General features: G+C 74.3%; 23 protein-coding genes. 3 read left to right on the top strand and 20 right to left on the bottom strand.

All coding sequences use genetic code 11. The annotated features are described in order from the left end of the window. Positions 1-11: 11 nt before the first annotated feature. The 16 genes from FNV62_RS52480 to fabD form a co-directional block, all read right to left on the bottom strand. Positions 12-1,499, bottom strand: a complete 1,488-nt coding sequence (locus tag FNV62_RS52480) for an MFS transporter (protein WP_143604898.1) — start codon at positions 1,497-1,499, stop codon at positions 12-14. A gap of 105 nt (positions 1,500-1,604) precedes the next feature. After that, positions 1,605-2,513: a TauD/TfdA family dioxygenase gene (locus FNV62_RS52475; protein WP_060898002.1), complete on the bottom strand. Its 909-nt coding sequence runs from the start codon at positions 2,511-2,513 to the stop codon at positions 1,605-1,607. A 328-nt stretch (positions 2,514-2,841) separates the two neighbouring features. Then, positions 2,842-4,467 (bottom strand): AMP-binding protein, encoded by a 1,626-nt coding sequence (locus FNV62_RS52470; protein WP_143653960.1) that lies wholly within the window; start codon positions 4,465-4,467, stop codon positions 2,842-2,844. After that, a complete protein-coding gene (locus FNV62_RS52465) occupies positions 4,457-5,110 on the bottom strand; it encodes a thermostable hemolysin (protein WP_054229514.1) in 654 nt (217 codons plus the stop codon). Before FNV62_RS52465 ends, FNV62_RS52470 begins: the two co-directional genes overlap by 11 nt. Before the next feature lie 44 nt (positions 5,111-5,154). Beyond that, positions 5,155-6,336 carry an FAD-dependent oxidoreductase gene (locus tag FNV62_RS52460; protein WP_144316286.1) on the bottom strand — a complete coding sequence of 394 codons (1,182 nt, stop codon included), beginning with the start codon at positions 6,334-6,336 and terminating at the stop codon, positions 5,155-5,157. Positions 6,337-6,727: 391 nt separating this feature from the next. Beyond that, positions 6,728-7,720 carry an aldo/keto reductase gene (locus FNV62_RS52455; protein WP_143652493.1) on the bottom strand — a complete coding sequence of 331 codons (993 nt, stop codon included), beginning with the start codon at positions 7,718-7,720 and terminating at the stop codon, positions 6,728-6,730. Between the two features lie 339 nt (positions 7,721-8,059). Further along, on the bottom strand, positions 8,060-8,926 hold the full coding sequence (locus FNV62_RS52450; RefSeq protein WP_143651782.1) for an ester cyclase: 867 nt from the start codon (positions 8,924-8,926) through the stop codon (positions 8,060-8,062). 78 nt (positions 8,927-9,004) lie between these two features. Next, positions 9,005-10,138: a 3-oxoacyl-ACP synthase III family protein gene (locus tag FNV62_RS52445; protein ID WP_143651781.1), complete on the bottom strand. Its 1,134-nt coding sequence runs from the start codon at positions 10,136-10,138 to the stop codon at positions 9,005-9,007. Positions 10,139-10,140: 2 nt separating this feature from the next. Beyond that, positions 10,141-12,510 (bottom strand): beta-ketoacyl-[acyl-carrier-protein] synthase family protein, encoded by a 2,370-nt coding sequence (locus tag FNV62_RS52440; RefSeq protein WP_143651780.1) that lies wholly within the window; start codon positions 12,508-12,510, stop codon positions 10,141-10,143. Positions 12,511-12,886: 376 nt separating this feature from the next. Further along, complete coding sequence (locus tag FNV62_RS52435; protein ID WP_143651779.1) at positions 12,887-14,176, bottom strand: beta-ketoacyl-[acyl-carrier-protein] synthase family protein; 1,290 nt, start codon at positions 14,174-14,176, stop codon at positions 12,887-12,889. After that, the gene (locus FNV62_RS52430) at positions 14,173-14,676 is read right to left on the bottom strand and encodes a 3-hydroxyacyl-ACP dehydratase FabZ family protein (protein ID WP_097281945.1); all 504 of its coding nucleotides are present in this window, start codon (positions 14,674-14,676) and stop codon (positions 14,173-14,175) included. Before FNV62_RS52430 ends, FNV62_RS52435 begins: the two co-directional genes overlap by 4 nt. Further along, complete coding sequence (locus FNV62_RS52425) at positions 14,673-15,950, bottom strand: beta-ketoacyl-[acyl-carrier-protein] synthase family protein (RefSeq protein WP_143604891.1); 1,278 nt, start codon at positions 15,948-15,950, stop codon at positions 14,673-14,675. Before FNV62_RS52425 ends, FNV62_RS52430 begins: the two co-directional genes overlap by 4 nt. After that, on the bottom strand, positions 15,947-16,399 hold the full coding sequence (locus FNV62_RS52420) for a 3-hydroxylacyl-ACP dehydratase (protein ID WP_075032274.1): 453 nt from the start codon (positions 16,397-16,399) through the stop codon (positions 15,947-15,949). Before FNV62_RS52420 ends, FNV62_RS52425 begins: the two co-directional genes overlap by 4 nt. A 33-nt stretch (positions 16,400-16,432) precedes the next feature. Next, positions 16,433-17,200: an SDR family NAD(P)-dependent oxidoreductase gene (locus FNV62_RS52415; RefSeq protein ID WP_054229243.1), complete on the bottom strand. Its 768-nt coding sequence runs from the start codon at positions 17,198-17,200 to the stop codon at positions 16,433-16,435. 129 nt (positions 17,201-17,329) lie between these two features. Next, on the bottom strand, positions 17,330-17,752 hold the full coding sequence (locus FNV62_RS52410; RefSeq protein ID WP_225900738.1) for an acyl carrier protein: 423 nt from the start codon (positions 17,750-17,752) through the stop codon (positions 17,330-17,332). A gap of 193 nt (positions 17,753-17,945) precedes the next feature. Then, entirely contained in the window at positions 17,946-18,914 is a 969-nt protein-coding gene (gene fabD, locus FNV62_RS52405; protein WP_143651777.1) for an ACP S-malonyltransferase, read from the bottom strand. Between the two features lie 271 nt (positions 18,915-19,185). Here fabD and FNV62_RS52400 point away from each other — a divergent pair, with 271 nt between their 5' ends. Beyond that, positions 19,186-19,782 (top strand): TetR/AcrR family transcriptional regulator, encoded by a 597-nt coding sequence (locus FNV62_RS52400; RefSeq protein ID WP_179436231.1) that lies wholly within the window; start codon positions 19,186-19,188, stop codon positions 19,780-19,782. Between the two features lie 499 nt (positions 19,783-20,281). On the opposite strand, the gene FNV62_RS52395 is transcribed toward FNV62_RS52400, so the two are convergent. Continuing rightward, positions 20,282-21,493 carry an FAD-dependent monooxygenase gene (locus FNV62_RS52395; protein WP_143606347.1) on the bottom strand — a complete coding sequence of 404 codons (1,212 nt, stop codon included), beginning with the start codon at positions 21,491-21,493 and terminating at the stop codon, positions 20,282-20,284. 232 nt (positions 21,494-21,725) lie between these two features. Here FNV62_RS52395 and FNV62_RS52390 point away from each other — a divergent pair, with 232 nt between their 5' ends. Further along, entirely contained in the window at positions 21,726-22,199 is a 474-nt protein-coding gene (locus FNV62_RS52390; protein ID WP_054229246.1) for a DUF1772 domain-containing protein, read from the top strand. Between the two features lie 130 nt (positions 22,200-22,329). Here the strand turns inward: FNV62_RS52390 and FNV62_RS57385 are convergent, their stop codons facing one another. Beyond that, a complete protein-coding gene (locus tag FNV62_RS57385) occupies positions 22,330-22,458 on the bottom strand; it encodes a hypothetical protein (RefSeq protein WP_257040037.1) in 129 nt (42 codons plus the stop codon). A gap of 323 nt (positions 22,459-22,781) precedes the next feature. Then, positions 22,782-24,008: a helix-turn-helix domain-containing protein gene (locus tag FNV62_RS52385; RefSeq protein ID WP_143651776.1), complete on the bottom strand. Its 1,227-nt coding sequence runs from the start codon at positions 24,006-24,008 to the stop codon at positions 22,782-22,784. Between the two features lie 256 nt (positions 24,009-24,264). On the opposite strand from FNV62_RS52385, the gene FNV62_RS52380 reads away from it, so the two are divergent. Further along, positions 24,265-24,435 (top strand): hypothetical protein, encoded by a 171-nt coding sequence (locus tag FNV62_RS52380; RefSeq protein WP_164331916.1) that lies wholly within the window; start codon positions 24,265-24,267, stop codon positions 24,433-24,435. Positions 24,436-24,600: 165 nt separating this feature from the next. On the opposite strand, the gene FNV62_RS52375 is transcribed toward FNV62_RS52380, so the two are convergent. Continuing rightward, positions 24,601-25,380 carry a response regulator transcription factor gene (locus FNV62_RS52375; RefSeq protein ID WP_143651775.1) on the bottom strand — a complete coding sequence of 260 codons (780 nt, stop codon included), beginning with the start codon at positions 25,378-25,380 and terminating at the stop codon, positions 24,601-24,603. Between the last annotated feature and the right edge of the window lie 76 nt (positions 25,381-25,456).

Below are 25,456 nucleotides of genomic sequence, written 5' to 3'. Positions count from 1 at the left end.
TTGGGGGGTGGTCAGGCGGTGCGGGGGCCGGCCGGGGCGGGGGCGGTGTGGTGGCGGGGCAGTCCGAAGTAGGCGGTGAGCAGGTTGAGGACGCCGATGCCGGTGGCGATCCAGAAGCCGAGGTGGAGGCCGTCCAGCCAGGCCAGGGCGGGGGTGGTGTGGTGGGTGAGTTCGTGGGTGGTGCGGGTCAGGGCGCTGGTGGCGACGGTGGCCACGCCGAGGGAGGCGCCGACCTGGAAGGCGGCGACCAGGACGCCGGAGGCGATGCCCTGCTGGCGGGCGGGGATGTCGGAGACGCCGTGCACGTTGACGGGGATGCCGCAGCACTGCATGGACGCGCCGAGGATGAGCAGGGCGGGCAGCAGGTGCATTAGGTAGGTGCCGTGCTGCGGGGCCTGGGTGAGCAGGATCAGGCCGAGGACGGAGCCTGCGGCGCCGGCGAGGTAGACGGGGCGGGGGCCGGTCTTGTGCATGATGCGGGTGGCGGGGGCGGTGACGAGGATGGCGACGACGCCCAGCGGCAGGAACGCGAACCCGGACCTGAGGGTGGAGTAGCCCAGGGTGCGCTGCAGGTAGTAGCTGCACAGGAAGAGCACGGACGCCTGTACGCCGCTGGTCAGGACGCGGCCCAGGCCGGCGGTGGCCAGGGAGCGGGTGGCGAACAGGTGCAGCGGCATCAGCGGGTCGGGGGTGCGGCGTTCGATCAGGACGAACGCGGCGAGCAGGGCGAGGGAGGCGGCGGCCGGGGCCAGGACGTAGGGCGTGGAGGCGGCGCCGTGGTCCTGGATGTTGACGATGGCGTAGACGAGGGCGGCCAGGCCCGCGGTGACGGTGACGGCGCCGGCGATGTCGGGGCGCGAGCCGCGGATACGGGTCTCGGGGCGGCCCCGGGACAGCAGCAGGACGCCGGCGACGGCGACGATCCCGAAGGGCAGGTTGATGTAGAAGATCCAGCGCCAGCTGAGGCTGTCGGTGATCAGGCCGCCGGCGATGACGCCGAGGGTGCCGCCGAGGCCGGCCAGCGCGGCCCACACGGCGAGCGCGGTGGTGCGTTCGCGGCCCTTGGGGAAGGTGGTGGTGACCAGGGACATCGCGGCCGGTGAGAGGAAGGCGGCGCCGCAGCCCTGCAGGGCGCGGGCGGCGATCAGCAGGCCGGCGCCCTGGGCGAGTCCGCACAGCAGGGAGGCGGCGGTGAACAGCAGGGCGCCGAGGAGGAAGGTGCGGCGCCTGCCCCAGCGGTCGGCGGTGCGGCCGCCGAGCAGCATGAGGCCGCCGAAGCACAGGATGTAGGCGGTCAGGACCCATTCGACGGCGGTGGCGCCGGCCTTGAGGTCGGCCTGGATGGCGGGCAGGGCGAGGTTCACCACGGTGGTGTCGAGGAGCACCATGAACTGGGCGAGGGCGACGAAGACGAGCAGGCGCCAGCGGCGGGGATCCGCTGCGGCGCCGGCGGGTGCGGTGTCCGTCGTGCGGGGGGCGGCGGTGTGGTCGGTGGTCATGGCTCCCTCTCGGATGGATCTGCCTCCCGCCCCCCCTTGCCCCCCTCCTCCTGCTGCTTCTTCTTGCGTTGCGTCGGCGGGGTGGGGGCGGGAGGGGCGGCCCGGTCAGGCGGCGGGTGCCTCGATGTAGCTGAGGGCGTTGTAGATGGTGCGGTGGGGGTCGGTGATGGCGCGCCGGCCGTGCATGACGCGGGTGTTGTCGATGACGGCGGCGTCGCCGTCCTGCCAGTCGAGGTTCTCGGTGAGGCGGGCGGTCACCTCTTCGACCTCGGCCAGCAGCTGCGGGGACAGGGCGGTGCCGTCGGCGAAGGTGATGGTGGGCTTCTCGTAGTTGAAGGAGGGGCCCAGGATGCTGTTGGCGAAGGAGGGGCGCGGCCCGAACACGGTGGTGCCGGCCGCGGGGGTGGTGAAGGAGTAGCGCACCCCGCCGTCGTCCTGCGGCACGATCTCGGTGCCCGGCAACTGGCCTGCCAGCGCGAGGAGTTCTTCGACGCCGATCTCGTCGGCGGGCTTGGTGCGGCCCAGCAGGTGGTGGGCCATCGCCCGCCACTGCGGCTCGGCGACGTAGCGGCTGTAGACGATGTCCTGGGCCGCGAATGCCGTGCGGGCCCGGGGGCTGAGGGCGTCCCAGACGCGGTAGCCGTCGCAGACGGTGGTCTGGGAGCCGGAGGAGGCGGCCTTCTCGCAGAAGAACCAGGCGAGGTGGGAGCGGAAGGGGCTGTTGCCGTTCTCGGTGTGCAGGCCCACCTCGTCGAAGCCGGCGTCGACCTTCTGGGCGACCTCGGAGTAGAAGTCGCGGGCGGGGTCGAGGGTGGTGGAGGTGGAGGTGTGCTGCACCAGGGCGGTGAACGCGTCCATGTCCGCGCCGAAGCCGCGCAGCAGCAGGAAGCCGGCCTGGGAGAGAAGGTCGCGCAGTTCCTTGGGGTCGATGCCGTCGAGGCCGCCGGGGCCTGCGGGTTCGACCAGCAGGCCGCTGCCGGTGCCGTAGGGGGTGGTCTTCATAGCCGTGCTCATCTGGATTCCTCCGTGGATACCCCAGCTTTCGGGCTGGGGAGGAAACGGACTCCTGCGGAGCAGGGCAGGGGAAGACGATTCGCCGCCAGGGCGGATCGTCGTTCACCGGCAACTGCCCGCGGATGCAGTAGCGTTGCCACGCCCGGCCGGTGATAACCAAGCTGGCCGGGCCTACCGCCGGGCTGGCGGGATGTCAGGTCTGTGGAGCTGGCGTAAGACTGCTGGGCGTACCAACGTCCCCCGCCGTTGATTCGGGGCAGCTGCTGTCTGAGAAGCAGAAAGCTCAACCCGCGAGGGAAGAATCCCCCTGCTTCGGCTGGGGGAGATGTCAAGCCTTCTCCTTGGTCTCGCCGCCGCGGGGGGCCGGGGTGGGGGGCTGTTTGAGGACGTGCGCGCGCACGACGTCGCGGCGGGGGCGTCCGGTGACGGTGAAGCAGGTGGCGTAGGCGGGGTCGTCCTCGGACATGAGGTGGACGACGGCGGCGCGTTCGATGCCGGAGAGTTTTTGCCGGCCGAAGTCGGTGATCTCGCGGCGGGCGGTTGCGGGGTCGAGGCCGGCGGCGATGACGAACAGGCCGTGGACCTGGTCGAGGCCGTCGGCGACGACGGCGGCCTCGCGGACGAAGCCGAGTTCGCGGTAGCGGGCCTCGACCCATTCGGGGGCCACGTTGCGGCCGCCCGCGGTGATGACGAGGTTCTTCTTGCGTCCGGTGATCCGCAGATAGCCGTCGGCGTCGATCTCGGCGAGGTCGCCGGTGTGCAGGCGGCCCTGGTCGTCGACGACGACGCTGGAGGGGTCCTCGCGGGTGTAGCCGGCGAACAGGGAGGTGCTGCGGATGAGGAGTTCGCCGTCGTCGGCGAGTTCGGCGTGCACGTGGTCCAGGGGGCGGCCGACGGTGCCGAAGCGGACGGCGCCGGGGAAGTTCCAGGACACCACGGAGGAGTTCTCGCTCAGTCCGTAGCCCTCGTGGACGGTCAGTCCGTAGGCGTCGAGGCGCTGGAGGATCTCCGGGGGGACGGGGGCGCCGCCGCAGGCGATGAAGACCGGCCCGTCGTGTCCGAAGATCCGCCGGTGGCGCTCGGTGACGCTCTCGGCGGGCTGCTGGTCGCACAGGGCGAGGAAGAGGCCGGCGACGGTGGGCGGCACGACCAGGGCGGTGGGGCGGGCCGCTCGCAGCAGGGTGAGCATGCGGGGGGCGGCGTCGGCGGCGGTGCCGACCAGGGCGGTGCCCGGCGGCAGGAAGGACACCGAACCGCCTGCCAGGAAGGGCATGTAGAGGCCGGCGACCTGCTCGATGAGGAGGCTGAGCGGGACGATGGACAGGTAGCGCTCGAAGATCTCCGGGCGGGTGCGGGCGCGCAGTGAGGTGAGGAGTTCGTCCAGGCCGTGCCGGCGGATCTGGACGCCTTTGGGGGCGGAGGTGGTGCCGGAGGTGTGGATGACCTTGACGATCTGGTCGTGTGCGGGGATCTGCGGGGGCGCGGCGGGGCGGGGTGCGCGGGTAAGGGCGGGCAGGTCGAGGGCAACGGCCGGGCAGCCGTCCGGGAGGACGGGCTGGGGGGTGCTGGTGCGCCAGCGGGCCAGGGCGGCTTCGCCCGCGGCGTCGGTGAGGCACAGGTCGGCGCTCTGCAGGAGGGAGGCGGCCTGCTGGGCGGTGAAGGCGGTGGGGACGGGGATCTCGACGGCGCCGGCGAACAGGGCGGCCAGGTCGGCGGCGACCCATTCGGGTGAGTTCTCCGCGAGCAGTCCCACCCGGGCCGGCCGGCCCAGCGCCTGGGCCTGTTCCTGGAGCCGGGCGGCCAGGGTGAGGGCGGCGCCGGTCAGGTCGCGGTAGCTCCAGGCGGCGGGCGCCGAGCCGTCGGCGGCCAGCACGCGGACCATGACGGCGTCGCTGCCGGCCCGCTCCAGGAGCCCCTGGACGAGAGAGAGGCGGGTGGGGGTGTCAGGCGGCACGGGTGAGCACCCCCTGCTGCGGGCGGTTGCTCAGCAGCCGCATGTCGACCGAGGTGAAGCAGTAGCGGCCGATGGCGGCCAGCAGCAGGGTGGACTGCTCGGCGGCCTCGGCGTAGCCGACGACGGGCCGGGTGTCGTAGTAGGAGCCCCAGGCGGCCCGTTCGCCTTCGGGCAGGCGTTCCGCGCTGGCGTCGGCCAGGGGGTGGAAGACGCAGCCCAGGCGCTGCATGAGGGCGGCGAGCCGGCCGGTCATGGTCATCACCGCGTACGGGCGGCCCAGGCAGGCCATGATCAGCGGGATCGCCTTGATGATCTCGGCGCCGGCGGCGGGCCGTACCGAGGCGATGGAGCCGATCTGCAGGACCTGGGAGCGTTTGACGGGGGCGCCCACGGCCCGGGTGATGACGTCTTCGACGGGGGCGTCGAGGTAGCGCTCGAGCAGGATGCTCTCTTCCTCGGGGAAGGACAGGCCCGCGCAGGCGAGGACTTCCTCCTGGCCGTCGGCGGCGGTCTCGAAGAAGGCGAGGAAGCCGTCCGGGTCGGGCGAGATGCTCGCCTGGTACTGCTTGGCGAACACCAGCCGGGCAAGGTCCGCGGCGGTCTGCCAGTCCGGGGTGCCGCGCTCGGACAGGGTGATTCTCATGTGCTGCGCTCCCTAACAGGGTGGGGTGGGACGCGGAGGGGGACTCATCGCCCGAGCGCCGCGGAGCGGTGTGCCGCCGGGCGGGTGTGCACGGCGAGTCGGGCGGCCCGCAGGGCGCTGTTGATGGAGGTCTCGGCGAGGATGCCGGGGGCGGCGACGCTGTCGCCGGCCAGGTACACGCCGTCCCCGCGGTCGATGGCGGGCCGGTCCCGCCAGCTGAGGCCGGGCAGGTCCAGGGCGCCGGTGCGGCCGCGGGAGACGCCTTCGCGGCGCCACAGCAGGCGGCTGCGCCAGCCGGGGGTGGTCAGGTCGAAGAGTTTCTCCAGCCGGGCCAGGGCGTCGGCCTTCGACTCGCCGGGCCGCAGCGGCATCTGTCCCTGGAAGAGGGCCTGGCCCTTCGGGGCGAGGGAGGGGTCGTGGTCGGAGTACTGGGAGGTGAAGCCGCCCTCGTCCATGTCGAAGGAGACGTTGCCGTCCTTCTTGGAGTGGGTGACGGCCATGTCCAGCAGGGCGGCGGTGCCGCTGGGCCACTCGAGGGCGGGGTCGCTCAGCAGGCTGCGTGCGGAGGCCAGCGAGGTCGCCACGATCACCGGTCCGCCGGCGGGCAGTTCGCTCAGCCGTGAGCCGGTCTCGATGACCACGCCGCGGGCGCGGGCGACGCGTTCCATGCGGGCGATCAGCGCGCCCCAGCCGCCGATGAAGTAGCGGCTGGGCAGCGGGAAGCGGGGGGTGCCCACGCGCAGCAGCCGCTCCCACACGAAGGCCGCCGACAGGCGTCCGGGGTCGCCGTCGAAGAGGATCGGGCCGAGGAAGCCGAGGGCCTCGTTCACGGTCTGCTGGGCGAAGCGTTCGCTGGCCCAGTCCTGGAAGGAGCGGTCGACGGGGACCTCGATGCCGCGGTGGCGCCAGGTCATCTTCATGTAGCCGGACGGCAGGGTCATCCGCAGCCGGCCCTGGTGGCGGAAGCGCATCCGGGTCCACTCGTGGAAGGACAGCCGCACGTAGCGGCCGGCCAGTCCGCGCTGCAGCAGCCAGTGCCAGGCGTCGCCGTTGTCGAAGAAGGTGTGCGGCCCGTCGTTGGTGACGTAGGGGCCGGCGGCCGAGCGGGCGCGGCCGCCGGTGTGGGAGTGGGCCTCGTGGACGGTGACGCGGGCGCCCTGTTCGGCGGCGGAGATCGCCGCGGTCAGGCCGGCCAGTCCGCCCCCGATGATCGTGATGTTCGCCATGGTTATCGGGATTCCTCCGTGGATACCCCCGCCTTCAGGCGGGGGAGGAAACGGACTCCTGCGGAGCAGGGCAGGGAAAGCCGATTCGCCGCCAGGGCGGATCGGCGTCCACCGCCAACGACCCGCAGAAGACTGGTAGTTTGTAGGCCGTCCGGCCAGCGATAACCAAGCTGGCCGGGCCTACCGCCGGGCTGGCGGGATGTCAGGTCTGTGGAGCTGGCGTAAGACTGCTGGGCGTACCAACGTCCCTTGCCGTTAGTTCGGGGCAGCTGCTGTCTGAGAAGCAGAAAGCTCAACCCGCGAGGGAAGAATCCCCCTGCTTCAGCTGGGAGAGAAGTCAACGCACTCACTTCGCCTTCGAGGGCCCGCGGGCCGGGGCCGGGGTCGGGGGTCAGCCGTCGAGGGTGGCCATGGCACCGACGGGGTAGCGGTCGCCCGCCGTGGAGCCGTGGGGGGCGATCTCGTCGAGGGCGGCGAGGTCGGCCGCGCTCAGTTCGACGGCGCAGGCGGCGAGGTTCTCTTCCAGGTAGGTGACGCGTTTGGTGCCGGGGATGGCGACGATGTCGTCGCCCTGGGCGAGCACCCAGGCCAGCGCGAGCTGTCCGGCGGTGATGTTCTTGGCGGCGGCCAGTGCCTGCAGCCGCTCCACGATGTGCAGGTTCGTCTCGAGGTTGCCCTGCTGGAAGCGGGGCACGACGCGGCGGAAGTCGTGTGCGGCGAGGGCGTCGAGGCTGCGGATGGCGCCGGTGAGCAGGCCGCGGCCCAGCGGGCTGTAGCCGACGAAGCCGATGCCCAGTTCGCGGACGGCTGCAAGGACGCCGTTGGCCTCGACGTCGCGGGTGGACAGGGAGTACTCGGTCTGTACGGCGGTGAGCGGGTGCACGGCGTGGGCGCGGCGGATGGTGGCGGCGGACGCCTCGCAGATGCCGAGGTGGCGGACCTTGCCGGCGGTGACGAGGTCGGCGAGTGCGCCGGTGGATTCCTCGACGGGGACGGCGGGGTCGACGCGGTGCAGGTAGTACAGGTCGAGGCGGTCGGTGCCCAGCCGGCGCAGGGTGGCGTCGATGGAGGTGCGGATGTAGTCGGGGCGGCCGTTGAGGCGGCCGGTGATGGTGCCGTCGGCGGTGACTTCGTTGCCGACCTTGGAGGAGACGGTGATGCTGTCGCGGCGGCCGGCGATGACGCGGGCGACGAACTCCTCGTTGCTGTGCGGGCCGTAGAAGTCCGCGGTGTCCAGGAGGTTCACGCCCAGTTCCAGGGCGCGGTGCGCGGTGCGCAGGGCTTCCCGGTCGTCGGCGGGCCCGTAGGCGAAGGTCATGCCCATGCAGCCGAGTCCCTGCTCGGAGACCTCCAGCCCCTGGCTGCCGAGTTTTCGTTGCCGCATCATCGGTTCCTTCCTGAGCCGTGCACGGGGCGGTTGTCGTCCAGCAGTGAGCGTCTAGCAGTGACAGTGTCGGTGTCTTTGCTAGAGAAGTGGTGGGGTGCCGGTCCCCCGGTGCTCGGACGGCGGTCAGCCGGCGGCGGTCAGTTCGCTGGTGGTCAGCCGGCGGCGGTCAGCCGGCGGCGGTCAGCCGGCGGCGGTCAGCCGGCGGCGGTCAGCCGGCGGCGGTCAGCCGGCGGCGGTCAGCCGGCGGCGGTCAGCCGGCGGCGGTCAGCCGGCGGCGGTCAGCCGGCGGCGGTCAGTTCGCTGGCGGTCAGCCGGCGGCGGTCAGTTCGCTGGCGGTCAGTCGGTGGTGGTCAGTTCGCTGGTGACGGACATCCAGGTGTGGCCCGCCGGGGCGGCGTTGGCGGCGAGGTGGGTCCACGGGTCGGTGCCCAGCACCGCGGCCGCTTCCTGGCGCAGCCAGGAGTCGAAGGGGTCGGCGGAGGCCGCCAGCCGGCGGGCGGCGCCCTGCGGGTCGCGGGCCTCGATCCGGTGGACCAGCACGTCCTGGCCGCCCAGGGGCTGGAGGGCGAAGGACTCCTGGAGGATGCCCGCGCGGCGCCGGGAGGCCTCGTAGGCGCGCAGCCGTGCTCCGGCGAGCTCGGCCTGGAGGGCGTGCCAGGCGCCGGCGGCGCCGGGCGGCAGCGGCAGCAGGGCGCCGGCGCTCGTGACGGTGCGGCGGGCCGCGGCGCGGGCGCCGTTGCGGGCGGCGGGGGCGAGCCGGCGCAGGCCGAGGACGGCCAGCATGTTGGACTCCACGCCGATGCCCCAGCGTTCGGCGATCAGGCCGTCGGCCAGCAGCCGCCACACCACGACGCCGGTGAACTCGATGGCCTGTCCGGTGGGCGGCGCGCCGAGGAAGTCGCCGAGGTGGGTGCCGCGCCAGGTGTTGTGGATGACGACGTGGTCGCCGTGGGCGCTCATGTCCTCGATGGTCACGTGCAGGTCGGGGAAGCCCTCGCGCAGGCCGGCGATGGTGTAGCGGACGCCTTCGAGGCCTTCGGGGGCGCCGGGCAGCGGCTGGTGGTCGATCATGTGGGGGCTGTAGATCTCGTCGACGACGGAGAAGTCGCCCTGGTTGACGAAGGCGTCGAAGACCCGGCGGATGGTCTTCTTGTTGCGTTCCTCCACGCTGCGGGCGGTGCGCTCCGTCTCTTGTATCGACACGTTCTCTCGTCCTTCGGTCTCGGCGTCCCGCGGGTGCGGGGGCGCAGGTCACAGGGGCGGGTCGGGGGCGCGGGGCGGTCAGTGGCCGGGGAAGGGGGCGTCCCAGGTGAGGGTGAGGCCCGCGTACAGGTAGCGGCTGGCCTCGATGGCCAGCAGCAGGACCGTGTCGCCGGGGCGGATGCGGCCCTCGCGCCAGCCGGCGTCGAGGGCGAGGGGGACGGCGGCGGAGCCGGTGGCGCCGACGTCGGTGAGGTTCTCCACGATGGTCTTGCTCAGGGTGGCCTGGTCGGCGGGCGACAGCCCGGCGGCGGCGTACTCGCTGGCGAAGTACTCGGCGTTGCCCTCGGGCAGCACGCACGCGTCGAGGTCGGCCAGGGCCAGGCGGGAGCGGGTGAGCAGGTCGTGGATGCCCTCGACGAAGACGCGGGGGCCGAACTGGGCGGTGCCGGGGATGTCGAGGCGGATGTCCATCAGGCGGGGGCGGCGCTGCTGTTCGGCGAGGGGGGCGTCGGTGCCGCCGCCGACGATGAGCATGCCGGGTTTGCGGGCGCCGCCCAGGGAGCGGGTGGCGAAGACGGGGCGCGGGCGGCCGTGGGCGGAGCCCTCCTCGCCGGCGCGCAGCACCAGGGCGCCGGCGCCGTCGCCGAAGGTGTAGACGGTCAGCCGGTCGCGCATGCGTACGCGTTCGGGGTCGCGGCCCAAAAAGACGGGGGCCAGCAGCGGGGAGACGGCCTCGGCGCCGATGACCAGGGCGGTGGTGTAGGTGCCGTCGGCGAGCAGGCGGCGGGCGATGTCGTGGGCCTGGACGGCGCCCACGCAGCCGGCGCGGACCTCGATGACCGCGCAGTCCTCCAGGCCGAGCTGCTGCTGGACGTAGGTGGCGGCGACGGGCAGGAGGTAGTCGGGGCTGGCGGTGGACAGGACGATCAGGTCGATCTCTCCGGCCTGGACGCCGGCCCTCTCGAGGGCCTGGCGGGCGGCGGCGGTGGCCATCTGCGAGGTGCTGGTGGTGTGGGCGCCGGTGGCCGGGTCGACCATCCAGTGCCGGCGCTTGACCTGGATGCCGTCCAGGACGTCGGCGGGCAGCGGGCCGCAGAAGCGGGCCAGGGCGTCGTTGTCGAGGGCCTCGCCCGGCAGGTGGGCGCCGGTGGCCAGGACCGAGACATGGCGTGCGCGGGGTTCGGCGGGCGGGGCGGCCGGGGTGTGGGGCATGGTCAGTTCTCCGTTGCGGGACGCAGGACGAGGCTGATGTGGGTGCCGCCGAGCGAGGAGCTGTTGATGAGCACCGGCCCCGCCGCCACCCCGTCTGCCGGGGTGGTCCAGGCGGTGAGGGCGAGGAGGGCGGCCATCTGGGCGCCCGCGCCGACCGGTTCGCCCAGGGTCTGTTTGGGGGTGTGCACCGGGCAGCGGGCCTCGGCGGCCAGCCGGCCGGTGGCGAGGGCCTCGGGGGCGTCCGCGCGGGTGAGGCCGGCGGCGTTGGCCCAGATGCCGGTCAGCTCGCCGGGGGTGAGGCCGGCGTGGGCGAGGGCGGCGCGCATGGCGCGCTCGACGCCCTCGCCCTGGGCGTTCCAGCGGCCGATGCCGGCCGCGTCGCCGGCGGCGCCGTGGCCGGCGAACTCGGCCAGGATGCGGGCGCCGCGGGCGCGGGCGCTGGATTCGCGTTCCAGGACGAGGGCGATGCCGGCCTCGGCCAGGGTGTAGCCGGCGTCGTCGAACAGCGGCAGCCCGCGGTAGGCGGCCAGCACGCCCGGGGAGAGGTCCTCGACCGCCGGGCACAGCACCGCCTCGGCGCGGTGCTGCAGCAGCAGGTCGTGGGCGACGGTCAGGGCGGAGGCGCCGGCGGCATGTCCGGTGGTGACGGTGGAGGTGGGGCCCTTGGCGCCGACGTGCATGGCGACCTGGCCGGCGGCGGCGTTGAAGACGGTGTTGGGGAAGACGGCGGGGCTGCCGTGGGCGGGGCAGCCGCCCAGCACCGGCAGCAGGAAGTCCTCGATGCTGCGCATCGGGCCCAGTCCGGTGCCCAGGACGACCCCGGTGTGCTCGTCGGCCTTGAGGCCGGCGTGGGCGAGGGCGGCGCGGCAGGAGGCGACGGCGAGCTGGGAGAGGCGGTCCATGCGGCGCCGGTCGCGGGCGCCGATGTGGGCGGCGGGGTCGAAGACGGCGCGGGCCACGCGCAGGCCGTCCTCGTCGGCGCCCAGCCGCCGCCCCTGCCGCCAGGCCTCCCACAGCGCCTCGATGCCTTCGCCGGCGGGGGTGAGGGCGGCGCCGCCGGTGATGACGACCTTCTCGGCGGCGGGCGGGGCGGGGACGGTGAAGCGCCGTCCGGAGGGCCAGCCGAAGGCGACGCAGGCGTTGGCGCCGGCGAAGGCGAAGTTGTTGGACAGGGCGGCGTTCATGGCCAGTTCGCGGCCGGTGTCGGGGACCGCGTCCAGGCCGCACTTGGGGTCGGTGCCGGTGAAGTTGGCGGTCGGCGGGGCGATCTGTTCGACCAGGGCCTTGACGGTGACGATGGCCTCGACCGCGCCGGCCGCGCCCAGCAGGTGGCCGATCATCGACTTGGAGCTGCTCAGGGCGGTCTTCTGGGCGGCCTCGCCGAACGCGGCGCGCACCGCGTTGGACTCGGCGGAGTCGTTCTTGGGGGTGCCGGTGCCGTGGCCGTTGATGTAGCCGACGTCCCCCGGGGTGATGCCGGCGGCCTTCAGGGCGCCGCGGATGGCGCGGGCGGCGCCCTCGCCCTCGGGGTGCGGGGCGGTGGCGTGGTAGCCGTCGGCGGACAGGCCGTAGCCGAGGACCTCCGCCAGGACGGGGGCACCCGCGGCGCGGGCCACCGACTCCTCGGCCAGCACCAGCATGCCCGCGCCCTCGCCCAGGGACAGCCCGTCGCGGTCCTTGGAATAGGGGGCGGCGGGTTTGGCGGACAGCGACTGGAGGCTGGTGAAGCCGGCGAACGCGGTCTCGGTGAAGGCGTCGCTGCCGCCGGCGAGCATCGCGTCCGCGCGGCCCGCGGCGATCGCCTCGGCGGCGTGCGCGATGGCGTGCGCGCCCGAGGCGCAGGCGGTGTTGACGGACAGGGCCGGTCCCTTGAGAGCGAAGGCGGCGCTGAGTGCCTCGGCGATGGCCTGCGGCGGGACCAGCAGGTAGTGCAGGGCGTCGTCGGGCAGGGCGGTGCCCTCGCGGCTGCGGCGGGCGAGTTTCTCGGCGCTGCGCAGGCCGCCGTTGCAGGAGCCGAACGCCACTCCCCAGCGTTCGGCGGGCAGTTCCGCGAGGCCCGCCTGCCGGAGGGCTTCGGCGGCGGCGGTCAGCGCGAAGTCGACGGCCGGTTCCCGCTCGCTGCCGCCGAAGGCGGCCAGGTAGTCGTAGGCGGGCCGGGACAGGGGGGGCACTTCGCCGCCGATGGCCGTGCCGTAGCCGTCCATCGGCATACCGGTGACCGGGCCGATGGCCGAATGCCCGGCCCGGATGCCCTCCCACAGCGCGGCGGCGCCCTCGCCCTGGGCGGTCACGGCGCCGACACCGCAGACCACCACGGTCCGGAACCGGGCCGCGGTGTCCGGCCGTACGGCGCGGTCGTGGACGTCGGTCATCTGGATTCCTCCGTGGATACCCCGGCCTTCAGGCCGGGGAGGAAACGGACTCCTGCGGAGCAGGGCAGGGAAAGCCGATTCGCCGCCAGGGCGGATCGTCGTTCACCAGCAACTGCCCGCGGATGTAGTAGCGTTGCCACGCCCAGCCGGTGATAACCAAGCTGGCCGGGCCTACCGCCGGGCTGGCGGGATGTCAGGTCTGTGGAGCTGGCGTAAGACTGCTGGGCGTACCCACGTCCCCCGCCGTTGATTCGGGGCAGCTGCTGTCTGAGAAGCAGAAAGCTCAACCCGCGAGGGAAGAATCCCCCTGCTTCAGCTGGGGGAGATGTCAAGGCCGCACTCCTTTCGGATATGGCGGGTGTTGCGGGTGTGTCGCTCATGAGGTCCGTCCCAGGGCGACGGCGACGGCCTGGCCCTCCAGGCCGCGGGCCAGGGCCAGGGCGCTGTCGGGCCGGGTGTGGCGGGGGGTGAGGGGGACGTAGTCGAGGTCGCACTCGGCGGCGGGGTGGTGCAGGTTGAGGGTGGCGGGCACGGTGCCGCTGTCCAGGGCGAGGGCGGCGACGGCCGCGTTCAGTGCGCCGGCGCCGCCGACGAGGTGTCCGGTCTGCGGTTTGACGCTGCTGATCTGGGCGGACTTGGCGGCCGTGCCGAGGGCGTCGTGCAGGGCGACGGTCTCGCTGGCGTCGCCCTGCAGGGTGGCGCAGCCGTGCGCGGCGATGTAGCTGCCGTCGGGGAAGGGCCGTTGGGCATCGGCGAGGGCGCGGCCGATGGCGCGGGCCAGGCCGCGGGCGCGGGGCTGGGGGCTGGGCGGGCGGACGCAGTCGTTGCCGGCGCCGAAGCCGGTGATCTCGGCGTAGCAGCGGGCGCCGCGGGCCAGGGCGTGTTCGCGTTCCTCCAGGACCAGGAGGGCGGCGCCCTCGCCGAAGACCGAGCCGGAGCGGTCGCGGTCGAAGGGCCTGAAGGCCTCGGTGCCCAGGTCGGTGCGGGTGCTCAGGACGCCCAGGCCGTCCATCTTGGACATCGCCCACCAGCCGGTGGCGTCGTCGTAGCCGCCCGCGAGCACGAGGTCGGCCTCGCCGCGGCGTACGGTGCGCATGCCCCGGCCGATCGCCATCGCGCCGGAGTCGGCGGTGCCGGCGAAGTAGGCGTTGGCGCCGCGGATGCCGTACTTCTCGGAGATGTGGAAGGCGGCGGCGGGCTGCAGTCCCTCGACGAAGAACAGCGGGGCGATCACCGAGGAGGCGCTCTGCCCCAGCCGGTGCAGGTCGGGGGTGCCGTCGTCGGCGCGCACGGCCTGCAGCTGGGCGATGAGCTCGTCCATGCGGGGCATTTCCTTGTTGCTGCCCAGGAACAGGCCCGCGCGGTGGCCCAGGTCGCTCCCGTCGTCCAGGCCCGCATCGTGCAGGGCGAGGGTGGCGCCGGCCAGGGCGAGCTGGTCGCCGCGGCACAGCATGCGCAGGGTGCGGCGGGAGGCCCACTGGGCGGGGGTGAAGGAGGGGATCTCGGCGCCGATGCCGGTGCGCAGCGGGGCGGGGTCGTAGGCGCGCAGCGGTCCGATGCCGCAGCGGCCCTCCAGCAGGCTGTGCCAGGTCTCGGCGGCGCTCTGGCCGATCGCGGTCATCAGGCCGATGCCGGTGACCATCACGCGGCGGCGCTGCTCGCTCATGCTGTGCCCTCCCGGGTCGTCTCGTCGCTGACCAGGGCCAGGACGCGGGCGGTGGCGACCACCCGGCCGCCGGCCCGGGCGGTGGCCCGGCACTCGGTGCGGTGCGGGCCGTGAGCGGTCACCTCGACGGTGAGGTGGACCTGGTCGCCGGGGCCGACGAAGTGCTTGAAGCGCACGCCGCGCACGGCGGCCAGGCGCCAGGTGCCGGGGCCCGCGGCGGTACGGGCGAGCGCGGCCATGCTCTCCAGCAGCAGCACGCCGGGCAGGACGGGGTGGCGCGGGAAGTGGTCGGTGAAGCAGGTCAGGGTGGCGGGCACGTTGCGCACGGCCGCCGCCCGCTCGCCGACGACGGCCTCCAGCAGCCGGTCGAAGCCGCCCGGGCCGCCGCCGGGCACGGCGGCGGCAACGGGGCCGGCCGTGACCGTCGCGGAGCCCGCACCGGAGACAGAAGCGGTGGCGGGGGTGGGGGTGGGTCCCGCGGTGGGGACGGTGGTGGTCATGTGTCCTCCCGCGGGGCGCCGACGACGAGGCTGGTGTTGCTGCCGCCGAACGCGAACGCGTTGATCAGGGCCGCCGCCACCGGCATCGGGCGGGCGGTGTGCGGCACGTAGTCGAGGTCCAGGCCGCGGTCGGGCCGCTCGAGGTTGACGGTGGGCGGGACCAGGGAGTGGCGGATCGCGCCGAGCGCGGCCAGCACGCCCAGGCCCAGGCTGGCGGAGGTGAGGTGGCCGGCCATCGACTTGGGGGCGCTGACCACCAGACGGCGGGCGTCGTCGGCGAAGACCTTCTTGATGGCGACCGTCTCGGACTGGTCGTTGCCGTGGGTGCTGGTGCCGTGCGCGACGACGTAGTCGATGCCGGCGGTGCCCAGCCCGGATTCGCCGATCGCCGCCTCCATGGCCTGGACGGCGCCGGAGCCGTCCGGCGGGGAGTCGGTGATGCGCCAGGCGTTGAGGGTGGAGCCGTAGCCGAGGACCTCGCCCAGAACGGGCGCGCCGCGCTCGCGGGCGGCGTCGAGGTCCTCGAGGACGACGGCGACGGCGCCCTCGCCGATCACGAAGCCGGAGCGGTCGGCGTCGAAGGGCCGCGAGGCGTGCTCGGGATCGTCGTTGTGACGGTCGGTCAGCGCGCCCAGCAGGCTGAAGCCCAGCAGGTCGAGCCAGGTGGTCAGGGAGTCGTAGCCGCCGGCGACCATCAGGCGGGCGTCGCCCTCCTGGATGGCGCGGTAGGCCTCCCCGATGGCGTGCCCGGAGCCGGAGCAGGCGGTGGAGATCCCGATCATCGGCCCGGTCGCGGACATCATCCGGGCCATCGCGCTGAGCGGGACGTTCTGGTCGTCGGTGAGGGTGACGGCCGGCGGGTGGCACAAGAACGCGTCCGCGCGGCCGGTGGTGGCGCGCAGGTGGCCGACGTCCAGGAGGGCCTGCAGCTCGGGGCGGCCGACGCTCGCGCCCATCGCCACCCCGCGCTCGCCGGGGTCGTACACCTCCTCCCCCAGGTCCTCGGCCCGCGCGGAGCGCAGCGCCTCCCAGGCGGCCGCGACACCGAACAGGCCCACCCGGGAGAGGTGTTTGCGCCCGATGCGGGCCGGGATCGCCGCGGCCGGGTCGAAGTCCTTGACCTGGGCGGCGATCCGCACCGGGAAGCCGGCCGCGTCGAAGGTGGTCAGCGGCCCGACGCCGCTGCGGCCGGCGGCCAGGCCCTGCCAGGTGGCGGTGGCGTCGTTGCCCAGCGGGGTGACCGCGCCGACGCCGGTGATGGCTACTCGGGTCATCCCACCGGCCCCCCGCCCTGCAGCTGGTGCGCCATGCGCCGGGTGGCGGCCGGGTCGTCGAGGCGTTCGGCGTCGATGAGCGCGCACAGGATGCCGCTCGCCTCGAGGACGTTCTCGCCGTCCACGGTGACGGTGCCGTCCAGCAGGGCGGCCTCCTCGGTCATCGACTCGACGGTGGCGTGCATGCGCAGCACCTCGCCGGGGCGCACCGGGCGGTGCGCGGTGGCCTCGCCGACCGCCAGCAGCGCGGCGCGCAGCCGGTGGTCGGTGGAGAGCATGATCAGCCAGGTGGCGGACTGGCACAGGGCCTCCAGTGCCAGCCCGAAGGGCAGCGCGGGCCCGTCGCCGGTGTCCTGCCAGTAGGTCTCCTCGGCGGAGGTGACCTTGCGCGCGGTGATGTGCTCGCGGGGCGCGCAGGTCTCGATCCGGTCGATCAGATGGAATCGCATCGTCGTCTCTTCTCCCGTTCCCTCACGCGTCCGTTACGGGCGGCCGATGCCCAGCTGGGCGGAGAACCCGCCGTCCACGCAGAGCAGTTCGCCGGTGGTGTAGCCGGAGTCGGGGCCGGCCAGGAACACCGCGGCCGCGGCGACCTGGCCGGCGGTGGCGAACCGGCGCAGCGGGATCTGCCGCTTGATGCTCTTGCCGCCGTCGCGCTGCAGCACGCCGTCCACGAGTTCGGTCGGGGTGAACCCGGCCAGGACCGCGTTGACCCGTATGCCGAAGCGGGCGAGTTCGACGGCGGCGCAGCGGGTGAAGGAGTTCAGCGCGCCCTTGGAGGCCGAGTAGTTGGCCTGGCCGATCCAGCCGCGTTCGCCCATCGCGGAGGAGATGTTGACGATGGTGGCGTCGCCGCGGGCCATGAACTGTTCCAGGACGGCGTGGGTGCAGTGCCAGGCGCCGCCGAAGTTGGTCTTCATGACGTTCAGCCAGGCGTCCGGCGGCGCGTCGTAGATGAGGCCGTCGTCGCTGGTGCCCGCGTTGTTGACGAGGATGTCGAGGGGGCCCAGGAGGCGGGTGGCCTCCTGTACCAGGCGGGCGGCCTGCTGCGGGTCGGCGACGTCGGCGCCGACGGCCGCGGCCCGGCCGCCCGCCGTCTCGATCTCCTTGACGACCGCGGCGGCGTCCTCCTGGCGGGAGCGGTAGTTGACGGCGACGGCCGCCCCCTGCTCGGCCAGGGCCAGGGCGATGGCCCGGCCGATGCCGCGTGAGGCACCGGTGACCAGGGCGGTGCGGTCCTTCAGCTTCATCTGTCTCTTCCCGTTTCTGCTACGAGGGGGCGGTGGCCGGCCGGGGCCCGCGCGGGCGCCAGGGGCGGCGGGGGTGCGGGACGCCGTTGGCCCGCACCGCCACCGGCCCCCGGGGGGAGGGGTCGGGGTTCAGGCGGCGTGCTGGGCCGCGGCCCGCTCGGTCAGCAGGTCGGTGAGGTTCTGCACGGTGAACAGGCCCAGCACGCCCTCGGCGGTCAGCGGCTCGCTGAGCTGGCTGCGGTCGAACTGCGGCAGGACCTTCTCCAGGTGGGTGAGGCCGGTGTCGTTGACGACCTCGTTCTCGTCGCCGAACTCCTCGTCGGGGATGCCGCCCTGCAGCAGGGCGGCGATGTCGGCCACGGTGATCTTCACCTTGGTGGCGCGCTCGATACGGAAGAGGATGTCGAGCAGGTCGATCGACTCGGCACCCAGCTGCCCGAGCAGGGTCGCCTCGGGCACGGCCTCGGCCTCGTCGATGCCCAGGGCGTCGGCGATGGCGGCCTGGACCGCGGAGAAGTAGTCGGTCGAGGTGGGGGTCAGGGTTTCGGACACCGTTGGCTGCCTTTCGGATGGGTCGTTCCGCCGGTACCGGCCCGGGGGCCCGCACCGGACGGACGGGAGAGGAAAAAGAAGAGGAAGAGGAAGAGAAGGGAAGAGAAGAGGCGGAGGGAGAAGGAGAAGGGAGAGGGAGAGAGGCGGAGGGAGCGGGTGGTGGGGGCGGGCCGGGGGCGGTCCGCGCGCCGGGTCAGGCGGCGGCGCCAGGGGCGGGCTCCTGCCCGAGCTCGCGCAGCAGTGCAAAGATCCGGCGCGCGTCGTGGGTGCTGCGCACCACGGAGTGGACGCCGGTGCGGTTGGCGAAGCCACTGAGCACCCGGCCGGGGCCGACCTCCAGGCAGCCGTCCACGGCGTGCGCGGCCGCGGCGCCCAGCACGTCCACCCACCGCACCGGCCCGGCCAGCTGACGGCGCAGCAGATCGCGGGCGTGGCCGCCGTCGCGCACCAGGGTGCCGGTCACCGAGCTGATCACGGGCAGCCGGGGCGCGCTGAAGGGCACGCGCTCCAGTTCGGCGGCGAACTCGTCCTCGATCGCCCGCATCAGCGAGCAGTGGAAGGGCGCCGAGACCTTCAGCGCCACCGCCCGCTCGGCGCCCGCGGCCAGCGCCCGGCGGGCGGCCTCCTCGACCGCGGGGCGCTGCCCGGAGATCACGGTCTGGCCCGGCTCGTTGTAGTTGGCGATCTCCACCACGCCCAGGGGGGCGCAGTCCGCGCAGATCTCCTCGATCCGGGCGGCGGCAAGGCCCAGTACGGCCGTCATCGCGCCGCCGACCTGCCGGGAGACCTCCGCCATCAGCTCGCCCCGGCGGCGTACCAGCCGCAGCGCCGCCTCGGCCTCCAGCACCCCGGCGGCCACCAGCGCGGGGTACTCCCCCAGGCTGTGCCCGGCCACCACGGCGGGCACGAAACCCGCCTGGTCGCGCAGTACCTCAAGGACCGCGAGGCTGGTGGCGACGATGGCGGGCTGGGCGATCTCGGTCGGGGCCAGCGCCTCCTCCGGCGCGGTGCTGCACAGCGCGGTCAGCGGCAGGCCGGTCGCGTCCTCGGCGCGGGCCAGGACGCGTCCGGCGGTGCGGGGGTGTTCACGCAGCAGATGCCCGGCCATGCCCGCGCGCTGCGAGCCCTGCCCGGGAAACATCGTGAAGAGATTGTCGATCATCCCCGTTCCTGCCTCACTGAGTTGTCGGAAGAACCGTCGGAAAAACTGCCGGAAGAGCTGCCGGAAGAGCTGTCCGAAGACCTGGAAGAACGGTCCGCGGAACGGTCCGGGAGAGCGGTCCGAAGAGCTGTTTTCAGAGCCGGAGAAAGGTCATCGGGCGGTCGGCGAGCGGTGCTCGATTCTGTGAATCTGCCACGGGGCTCTGGCGCATTCCTTGAATGCGTCTGGACCGGCACTACGGCGCCCGGCAATCAGCAACTAACGTGCTGGCATGGTGAGGATGAGTGCAGACGAGCGGCGCCGGAGCGTCATCCGCGCGGCCGTGAGCGAATTCGCCCGGGGCGGGTACGACGGCACGTCCACCGAGGCCATCGCCCGGCGTGCGGGGGTGTCGCAGCCGTATCTCTTCCGGCTCTTCGCGGGCAAGCGGGCGCTCTTCCTCGCGGCGGCGCGGTGCTGCCTGGCCGACACCGCCCGGCTGTTCACCGAGGCCACCGAGGGCCTGGCGGGCGAGGAGGCGCTGCGCGCCATGGCCAACGCGTACACCCGCGTCATCGTCAAGGAGCCGGAGCGGCTGCTGATGCAGATGCAGGTGTACGTCGCGGTGGCGGCGGGCGAGGCGGACGGTGACGCGGCGTTCGGGGAGGCGGTGCGGGCCGAGTGGCGGCGGCTGTGGGACACCGTCCACCGGCCGCTCGGCGCGGACACCGGCCAGACCACCACGTTCATGGCGTACGGGATGCTGGTCAACGTCCTGGTCTGCCTGGGGTTTCCGCCCGGGGACCCGCTCTGGGACGGGCTGTATCCGGCGGCGCGGGCCGGGGCGCGGCAGCCGGGCGCCCTGCAGCGGCGGCCGGCACCCGGCTGACGCCCGCCGGGCGGGCGGGACCGGCGGGGCGGTACGGCGGCCGGGCCGGACTGGGCCGGGCCAAAACCCGGGGGCCGGATCCGGGCCGGGGCCGCGGGCGCGGGCGCGGCTGGGACGCCAAGCCCAGGGCCGAGGCCACGAGCCCCAGGCCCGCGGTCCGTGCTCGTGACCCATGTAGCTCGTGCCCCGTGGCTCGTGAGCCAGAGGCGGCGGGTACGGCGCCGGGATCGGGGGCCGGTCCGCCGGACCCGGAACCCGGGACCCGGACCGACCGCTCCCCGTGAGCCGCGGGCGGGACAGCCGGGGCTGGATCTCCGGTCCGGGACTGGGCCCCGGCCCCGGCCCTGCAGCTCGTAGCCCGCAGTCCGTGGCTCGGGGGCCGTGGGCTGGTCCGTCCGCGGGGCCCCGGGCCCACGGGCACGGCAGCCGGCGCCGGGGCCCGCAACCGGGCCTGGAACGGGGGGTTCCGGGGCGGGGGCCGGGGCCGCGGGGGCGGGCGTCAGTCCACGGTGGCGGCCGGGGTGGCGGCCGGGTGGCGGGCCGGGGCCCAGCGGGTGCCGTAGGCGACCTGGCCCTTCTCCGCGGCGGCGAAGGCCTTCGTGTTCCAGTTCTTGCGCATGAACGCCTCCCGCGCCCGGATCAGCAGCGGGTTTCGCACCGCGCCCATCCGCCCGATCCGCCAGGCGATGCGCTGCAACGGCGCGGTACGGGCGCGGCGTTCGCGCTCGTAGCGGCGCAGCGCGGCGACGGGGTCGTCGGCGTGCTCCAGGTGCTCGGCGAGGACCAGGGCGTCCTCCAGGGCCTGGCAGGCGCCCTGGCCGATGTTGAAGGTGATGGGGTGCGCGGCGTCGCCGAGCAGGGTGACGCGGCCCTGGCCCCACCGGCGTTCGGGGCTGCGGCCCTCGACGTCGCCGCGGATGATGCCCTCTTCCGGGGTGGCGGCGAGGATGTCGGCCACCGGGCCGCCCCAGCCGCGGTGGCGGCGCAGCAGCATCTCCCGCACGCCGGGCGCGTCCCGGCCGCCCGCGGGCCCGTTGGCCACGCTCATCCAGTGGACCAGGCCGGGTGCGACGTCGTAGTAGGTGAAGCGGGTGCCGGGCCCGAACATCGCGTTGAAGGTGCCCGGCGGGATGTCCGGGTGCTGCAGGGGGGAACGGCCGCGCCAGGCGATGTAGCCGCTGTAGCGGTTGCGGGCGGGGCCGAAGAGGGCGTCGCGGACCGTGCCGTGGATGCCGTCGGCGCCGATCAGCAGGTCGCCCCGTTCGCTGCCGCCGTCCGCGAACCGTACGGTGACCCCGTCCTCGTCCTGCTCGAAGCCCATCACGTGGGCCCCGGTGCGCACCGGGGAGCCGTGCAGGGCCTCGCGCAGCACGCCGTGCAGGACGGAGCGCTCGACGGCGATGGTGGGTGCGCCGTAGCGCTCGACGAAGTCGCCGACCGGCCAGGCGCCCAGCACCTCGCCGCGGTGGGTGCTGAAGTGCGCGACCTGCTGGGCCGGGGCCGTCTCGAGGACCTGTCCGGCCACGCCCAGGCAGTCCAGCGCGAGCACGCCGTTGGTCCAGATGTGCAGGCCCGCGCCGCCGTCGCGCAGTGCCTCGGCCCGTTCGAAGACGACGGGTTCAAGACCGGCGCGCTGGAGCGCGAGGGCCGCGGCCAGGCCGCCGATCCCTCCGCCGGCGATGAGTACGCGACGGGCACGTCCAAGGGCCATGGGTCTGTCTCCTCGTGGCTGTCCGGGCGGATGTCCCCGCGGGGAGGGGACGGCACTCCGCTGCGGCCCGGGGTGCTCCCTCGTCCTTGCGGAATCCCCTGCGGACCACTGGAGTTGTCAACGCTAGCATTCGAAGCACTGAACTTGATAGTGTCGGCAATACATCTAGCGTTGATAAATCCACGTGGCGGCAGGCCATGTGGCAACCGGCAGACGGACAAGGGTGGTTGTGATGGAAACCCTCGTACAGACCCTGGCCGTGGTGGCCACGATGGCCAACGCGGTGGTCTACGGCACCGACGTCTTCTCCGCGATCGTCCAGCGGCCGGCCCTCGCGCACGTCGACGACGCGGTGCTGACCAGCACCATGGGGCAGATCCACCGTTTCGGGGACCGCCGGATGCCCGTCCCGGGCGTCTTCGGCCTGCTCGCCACGGTGGCCACGGCCGTCGCGGCCGGGTTCGGCGGCCGCGTGACGGCGGCCGCCGCGGCCGCCGTCGCGGCGGCGGCCCTGGTGGTGTGGCTGGCCGTCTACAACAAGGTCAGCGCGCCGGTGAACAAGGAGCTGACCGACGCGGCCCTCGACTGCCGCACCGCGCCGAACGCGCGGGGCCTGCAGCGCACCTGGGACAGCGTCATCAACGCCCGGGTCGTGCTGCAGGCGGTGGCGCTGGGCGCGATGTGCGTGGCACTCGTGGCGTCCTGACACCGCGGGAGGCGGCCGCCGCGAAGGACGTGCGGGGGGGGTGGGGCAGGCAGACCCGCGGGTCTCCCTGCCCCACCCCCCGCTTCCCGCTTCCCGCCTCCTGCCTCCCGCTTCCCGTCCGCGGCGGCCCCTACTGCAGGGCGATGCTGCCCAGGACGGACATCTCGGTGTCCTCGTCCGGGCCGTCGGTGATCTCACTGCCGAATGCGGGGCTGAGCTCCGGCTCGTTTCCTGCGGGATTCTTCTTCTTGCTGACCACGGTGGTGTCCCTTCGGGCGTGAGCGGCCAATACCGTACTGAGATTCACGAAGGTCCGCACCGCGCGTCAAGGCGCATTGCGCCGCGTCCACCGGAATGCGAGGCACCCTCGAGAAATCCGGTGAAAGAAATACGCATTCCGCACCGCACCGCGCTCCCCCGCGGCCGGCGGGAATCAGCACGCTGCCCGCCCCGCCCGAATTCCCCCACTCCCCCGCCCCTGCCTTCCCCCGCCCTTCCCTGCCCCGCCCCTTCCCCTTCCCCTTGTCTTCCCCTTTCCCGTCCCTTTCCTCCCGCAGTGGTCCGGCCGGGCGCGGGCGGCGCTCACGCCGGTTCGGCCGGGGCGGGCCGGGACTGGGCGAGGGCGTCCGCGAGGGTCCGCCAGATCTCCGCCGCGAGGTCGATGTTGGCGTCCGCCTGGGCCTGCTGCGCCAGGGTGCGCAGCCCCTCCACGCCGGAGGCGTCGCCGCCCAGGATCAGCAGCTGCTGGCGCAGGATCTCCAGCCGCACCCGGTCGCGGTAGGTCATCCTCGGCTCGTCCCCGGCCAGGTCGCCCAGCAGGGCGCGGGCATCGTCGTAGCGGCCGGTGGCGAACGCCAGATCGGCCTTCAGCGCGGTCAGGTCCTGGCGCAGGGCGGGCGTGCCGACGAAGGCGAGGGCGGCCTCGGCCTGGGCGGCGCAGGCCTCGGCCCGCGCGGGGTCGGGGGGCAGGGTCTGCAGGTGCAGCCGGCCCGCGGCCAGCCGCAGCCTGAGCCACAGCACCAGGTCCTCCTGGCTGCTGAAACGCTCCAGGGCCGCATCCAGGAAGGCCTGCGCCCCGGTGTGGTCGCCCTGGCGCACCCGGACGGCGGCGGCCGTCCACATGGCCTCGGCCCACAGCACGTCGGTGCGGCCGGCGACCAGCGCGGCCAGTTCGTCGGCGTGCACCCGCGCCTCCGGCACCTGCCCGGCCTCCGCCTGCACCGACACCAGCGCCAGCAGCGCGGCGGCCCGGTCCTCCACGCCCAGGTCCTCACCCAGGGCGAGGACGTGGGCGGCGACGGCCGCGTCCAGGGCGGGGGTGATCTCACCGAGCGAGCGCAGGCAGCGGGCCAGCCGGGTCAGGCCGCGCACCCGCAGCTCGGCCGATCCCACCTCGTCGCCGAGCGCCACCAGCCGGTCGAGGTCCGCGCGTTCGGCGGCGTGGTCGCCCTGCAGCCGGGCGGCCCGGGCCAGCAGCCACAGCGCCTGCCAGCGCAGCACCGCGCTCTCGTGGCCCTCGGCGGCCAGCGCCGCGCGCAGCGCCCCGATGGCGTCCGCGGAACCGGTGGAGGACGCCAGCGTCAGCGCGTGCGCCAGGGAACCGGTGACCGGCTCCTCGAAGTCGGCGACGTCCAGGCCCAGCCGGCCCGCCAGATAGCCCACGGCCCGGTCGGTGGGCTGGCGCGCCCCCGATTCCAGACGGGAGAGATAGCCGGTGGACATGCCCTCGCCGGCCAGCGCCGTCTGCGACAGCCCCTGGGCCGTCCGGAGCTTTTTCAGGCGGTGTCCGAACGCGGGCTGTCGCAGCATGACCGAATCCCCTGGGGTGAGCGGGCAAGAAAGTTTCGCCGGGAGCCGCCCCGAGCGTAGGGCGCCGGGCAACACGCGGGCAAACCTTTGCCAGGCCCCCGCCGGGAATCTCGTGCCGCTCTCACGCGCCTCTCACGCGCCTCTCGTGGACTCCTCCAGCGTTCCTCCAGCGCGGCGGGGCACGCTCGGCAGGACCCGGCCGGCGCACCCGGCCGGGCGCGGAGTCCTTGTGCAGGTCAACGCCCGGGAGTCGACGATGAGGCCATCGGTGTGCGCACCACCCCGGGCGGCGTGGACGGCCACCGCGGGACACGGCAGCGGCCCCTCCCCGGCGGCGGACACCGGCCACCCCGCCCCGCCCGCGCCGGACGCACCGTCCGACGAGGACATCGGCTGGCCCAAACGGTGCGCCCCGCCCGGCCCGTAACCCACGTAACCCTCGCCAGCCCGCCCCGTGTCCCTTGGCACCCCTACTGCCCCCGTGCGCGTACCCACGCCGCCGGGCGGGGCGGGGCCCCTCACCCCGCCCCCCTGGGGCCCGGCGCCAGGTGCGGGGCGGGTGCGGGTGCGGCGGATCAGGACGGCGGGGCGGTCAGCCGCAGGGGGCGTCGGCTGCGGCGGCCGGACGCAGGGGGGTGGCCGGGGCGCGCAGGCCGGATTCGAAGGCGTAGATCGCGGCGTGGACGCGGTTGCGCAGCCGCAGCTTGTGCAGCAGGTTCTGCACGTGGGTCTTCACGGTGTGCTCGGACAGGGTCAGCGCCCGGGCTATCTCGCCGTTGGACAGGCCGCGGGCCAGCAGGTCCAGGACCTGGCACTCGCGGTCGGTGAGCCGGTCGGGGCTGACGGGCGAGATGGGCGCCAGGGGCCCGGCGGGCGCCCGGCGCCCGGGCGGGGGCGGGGTGGGGCCGTGCACCAGGGTGTATCCGGCGGCGGCCAGGACGACCGCGGAGGCCAGCTGCCCGGCGGTGGCGGTGGCCGGCAGATGACCGCCGGCCGCCCGCCCTGCGGCGTCGGCGCGGCCCGGGCCGCCGAGGGTCAGCAGCGGCAGGTCCCGCAGGTCCCCGCCGGCGAAGGCCGGCGCGGCAAGCTGTCCGCCGCCCGGCGCGCCGTGGGCGACCAGGACGTGCGGGGGCCGGGCGGCCAGCGCGCGCAGCAGCGGCGGTCCCGGTTCGCTCTCGCCGGTGACGCGGATGCCGGGGTGGCCCTCGAGGAGGGCGGTGATGCCGCGGCGGGCGAGCGGGTCCTCACCGATCACATGCACACGCACGGCGGCCGGCACGCCCGGACGGGCGGCCGGGGCCGGGCCGGCCGCCTCACCGGGGCCGGGGGCCGGTGCGGGGAGCACGCGGAGTGCGGCGTGCCGCTCGTCCATGGCGGTCTCCTCCCTGTCTCCCGGGATGTCCCGCCGGTCCCTGGACGTCCCGCCGGTCCTTGGAGGTTCAGCCGGG

Source organism: Streptomyces sp. RLB3-17 (genome assembly GCF_007113425.2).
In the GTDB taxonomy this organism is placed as follows: domain Bacteria; phylum Actinomycetota; class Actinomycetes; order Streptomycetales; family Streptomycetaceae; genus Streptomyces; species Streptomyces mirabilis_D.
The sequence above is the reverse complement of the archived record's forward strand: the minus strand, read 5'-3'. Positions and strand labels throughout refer to the sequence as shown.